Annotated in this window: 4 protein-coding genes; 3 read left to right on the top strand and 1 reads right to left on the bottom strand. The window is 60.2% G+C overall.

What is annotated here, in order from left to right:
• A partial coding sequence (locus GX181_03715; GenBank protein NLM71054.1) for an AAA family ATPase occupies positions 1 to 541 on the bottom strand: 541 nt, incomplete at its 3' end.
• 164 nt (positions 542 to 705) lie between these two features.
• Between GX181_03715 and GX181_03710 the strand changes: the two genes are divergently transcribed.
• The 3 genes from GX181_03710 to GX181_03700 form a co-directional block, all read left to right on the top strand.
• Positions 706 to 2,163, top strand: a complete 1,458-nt coding sequence (locus GX181_03710; protein ID NLM71053.1) for a diguanylate cyclase — start codon at positions 706 to 708, stop codon at positions 2,161 to 2,163.
• A 100-nt stretch (positions 2,164 to 2,263) separates the two neighbouring features.
• Complete coding sequence (locus tag GX181_03705) at positions 2,264 to 2,695, top strand: thioesterase (protein ID NLM71052.1); 432 nt, start codon at positions 2,264 to 2,266, stop codon at positions 2,693 to 2,695.
• 53 nt (positions 2,696 to 2,748) lie between these two features.
• Positions 2,749 to 3,507, top strand: a 759-nt coding sequence (locus GX181_03700; GenBank protein ID NLM71051.1) for a hypothetical protein, incomplete at its 3' end; no start/stop codon positions are given.

Here is a 3,507-nt window from a genome sequence, read left to right as displayed (position 1 = left end):
GAAGTATATTGCCTATACGCAGCGTCCTGTTAAGGCGCATGCGGAAGTAATCAACCGTCTGCGACAGGAGCCTGAGCCCGGACAGGCTGAAAAACTCGCTCTCCATGGGCACTAGGAGCTCCTCGCACGCCACCATGACGTTCCTGGTGAACACCCCGAGCTGGGGTGGACTGTCGAAGAAGACTGCGTCGTAGGCGGATATGTCGGAGGCCTCGAGCGCCTTCTTCAGAAGGAGGTCGCGCCCCGGCCGGCCCTCGAGCTCCATCTCCACTATGGCGAGGTCCAGGGTGCTGGGAGCGACGTCCACTCCCTCTCGAGTCTCCATTATCTGCTGAAACGAGGCTTCACCCATGAGAAAATCGTATATGTAGGGGCGATCCTCCTGCACCGTTATGCCGAACCCGGTTGTGAGGTTGCTCTGCGGGTCGAGGTCGAAGGCCGCCACCCTGAGCCCCCTGAGGGCCATTGCGACGGACAGGTTCTGACACGCGGTCGTCTTTCCGACCCCGCCCTTGAGATTGCAGAAACCGACCAGCATCACCCGGCACACCTCCCTCCGAAACAGCGATGGAATGTATTTTTTCTAGTATATACCAAAGTCAGTAGCTTTTCATGGAGAATTTGATGCCTCTCCGACTTCCCGGTGCAGTATAATCGTCATGATCCGGACGATAGACATCCGTACGAGAAAAGGAGGCCGCACCCATGGACGACCATGAGAGAGCCCCGAAAGCCCGGAGGGATTTCGAGGAGCTTGCCGACATAGAGTTCCTGAAAGAGCTTGTACGAGTCCTATTCAACGGCGCGGAGGATCCCATGATCATCTTCGATCCGGGAGGAACGATCGCGGAGGTGAACAGAGCCGCATGCGAAATGCTGGGGTTCGCCAAGGAGGAGCTGCGCGGAATGAACTTCTACTCCGACCTGGTGAGCAACCCGGCCGCGCCCGAGATGAACCGCATATGCTCGCTGCTTCACGGCGGAGAGGGCCGGGCCGTCGCGACGAAGCTGAGGGGAAAGGGAGGAGAGACCATCCCGGAGCGAATCCTCGTCCGCTCTCTGAACGAGGGCACGTTCCCCATGCTCCTCTGCTCCGCGTCCCTGGATCGGCGGAAGCCGTCCGGTTTTTCACGCCGGGGCAAGGCTCCCCTCCGCGACCCGGTGACCGGCCTCCCCACCCCCGCCTTCTTCCACGAGGAGCTGCACCGGGTGGACTCGGAGGTGAACCTGCCAATAAGCGTGATAAGGGCGGACCTCGACGGCATGAAGCTCATCAACAGCATCTACGGGAAGAGCACGGGCGACAGGCTCATGAGGACGGCTGCGAGGGCCCTTCGCAAGCACAGCAGGAACAGCGACATACTGATCCGCTGGAAGGAGGACGAGTTTCTGCTCCTTCTGCCTCGCACCAGGGAGGAAGATGCGGCGTTCATCTCGGAGCGGATAACGGAGGCTTTCGACAGCGCCAAGCTCAGGGACATACACGTCTCGCCGAGCATCTCCATCGGCTTCGCCGCCAAGAACCACCGATGGCAGAAGTTCGAAAACGCGCTGCTGGACGCGGAGGAGGAGATGCGAGAGGAGCAGGCGTCCAAGGACAAGAAGATCCGCACGAGGATTCTCTCGAAGCTGCTGAGGCTACTGGACGAGAACACCCCGGAGACGAAGGAGCACATAGACTCCATGAGGCGCATCGCCAGGCGACTGGGCGAGCTGAAGGGGCTGTCCGACGAGGAGATGAACTACCTCGACCTGGCCGTCCGCTTCCACGACGTAGGCAAGGCCCCGATACCGTGGAGCCTGTTGAACAAGACCGGCCCCATCACCGCCGAGGAGAGGACGGAGCTCCATGGCCACGCCGAGAAGGGATATGCCATCGCCATGGCCGCGACCCCCGAGCTGACGAAGGTCGCACCGATAATCCTGTCGCACCACGAGAGATGGGACGGGACCGGCTACCCGAAGGGACTGTCCGGCGAGGAGATACCGCTGCTATCCAGGATCATAGCCCTCGCCGACTCATTCGACGTGATGACGAGGGGGACTCCCTACAGGGACGCCGTCACCGCGGGCGAGGCCCTCGAGGAGATACGGATTCTATCCGGGAAGCAGTTCGACCCGGAGCTTGCCTCCCTCCTGGGGGAAAATGCGGATTCTATTTGAGCGGCGGATGCGACGGATTTTTAACTCCGCGATGAGAAGATATGAGGTAAAATGGGCAAGACATAGAGTCCAAACATTTTTCGCCGAGGAGGGATAGAGCATGCTTGACCTTGCAGCACTTCTGAAGACCGGCATGACCGGAGAGGTGAAAAAGACGGTCGATCTCGACGATACGTTCGGAGCTTCTTCGCCGTATCTGAAGCAGTACCTGTCGACATCGGCCTGCGCGACCCTCGCCGTGTCGGCGGCAATGGCCGTCACCGAGGGCGTCCTGCCCGAGGGCTACCTGTCAGTGGGATGGAGACTGGACCTGGTGCACGAGGCCCCGGCGATGGCCGGGACCACCGTCGTCGTCAACGCCGTTCTCAGGGAGATCAGGGGAAATCGGCTGGTCTTCGACATAACGGGCGCCGACGCGCTGGGAGTTGTGTTCAAGGGGGTCAACGAGAGAGTGGTCGTCAACCGGCTCGGAATGGAAGAGAGAGCCAACGCACGTGCGCAGCAGCTGAAGGAGCTCAGGGAGAAGTTTTAAAGAGAGCCTGCCGCGCAGAACATCCAACAGCATGGTTTTAGGGAGGAGAAATCATGAAATTCAACCGCTTAGGCGCCCGCATACTTATCGTCGTCGTCCTGTTGCTCGTCGTCTCGGTCGGAGGCATAGCCTTTTACTCGATGAACATAGCCGGTGGATGCATAGAGCGCCTGGTGAACGACTACGAGGTCACCATGGCGGGCTCGCTGGCCAACGAGCTCGACGCCACGTTCAATCGCTTCGACGGGGTGCTGCAGTCGCTCAGTGCGCTTGTCACCACCAGGTTCACCACGATGCCGAAGCCCGAGGTGGCCGACATAGTCATACCGCAGTTCGGAGCTCAGAACGGCAAGTTCATCAACGACCTTGGCGCCCAGCTAAGAGTCTCGCGAGGGCTGTTCATCATCTTTAACCCGGAGATCTTCGGGGTCAAAAAGACCTACATAGCCGGCTTCGAGCGTCCCGACTCCGAATCACCGTTCAAGTTCATGGACGGCAAGGACTTCAATCCCGCCGGCCTCATCGACAGGGACAACCCCTCCACGGCGTGGTTCTGGAAGCCGCTGGACTTGGGCGAACCCCACTGGAGCGACCTGACCCTCTCCGACACGGGGGAGGAGATAGTCACCTACTCAATGCCCGTGTACATCGACGACAAGATAGCCGCCGTGGCGGGCATGACCTTCGACTTCAGCTTCGTGCGAGACATGCTGGCCCCGGTCAAGGTTTACGACCACGGCTACCCCTTCCTGATGAACCGGGACCTGCGATTCCTCTACCACCCGGTGCACAGGTTCGACGGCCCCTCCTTC

The organism is Synergistaceae bacterium (assembly GCA_012521675.1).
In the GTDB taxonomy this organism is placed as follows: domain Bacteria; phylum Synergistota; class Synergistia; order Synergistales; family Aminobacteriaceae; genus JAAYLU01.
The sequence above is the reverse complement of the archived record's forward strand: the minus strand, read 5'-3'. Positions and strand labels throughout refer to the sequence as shown.

What these genes read in the sequence shown, in the direction of transcription:
- GX181_03710 (NLM71053.1), top strand. Translation starts at nt 706, where the DNA reads ATGGACGACCATGAGAGAGCCCCGAAAGCCCGGAGGGATTTCGAGGAG.
- GX181_03705 (NLM71052.1), top strand. Translation starts at nt 2,264, where the DNA reads ATGCTTGACCTTGCAGCACTTCTGAAGACCGGCATGACCGGAGAGGTG.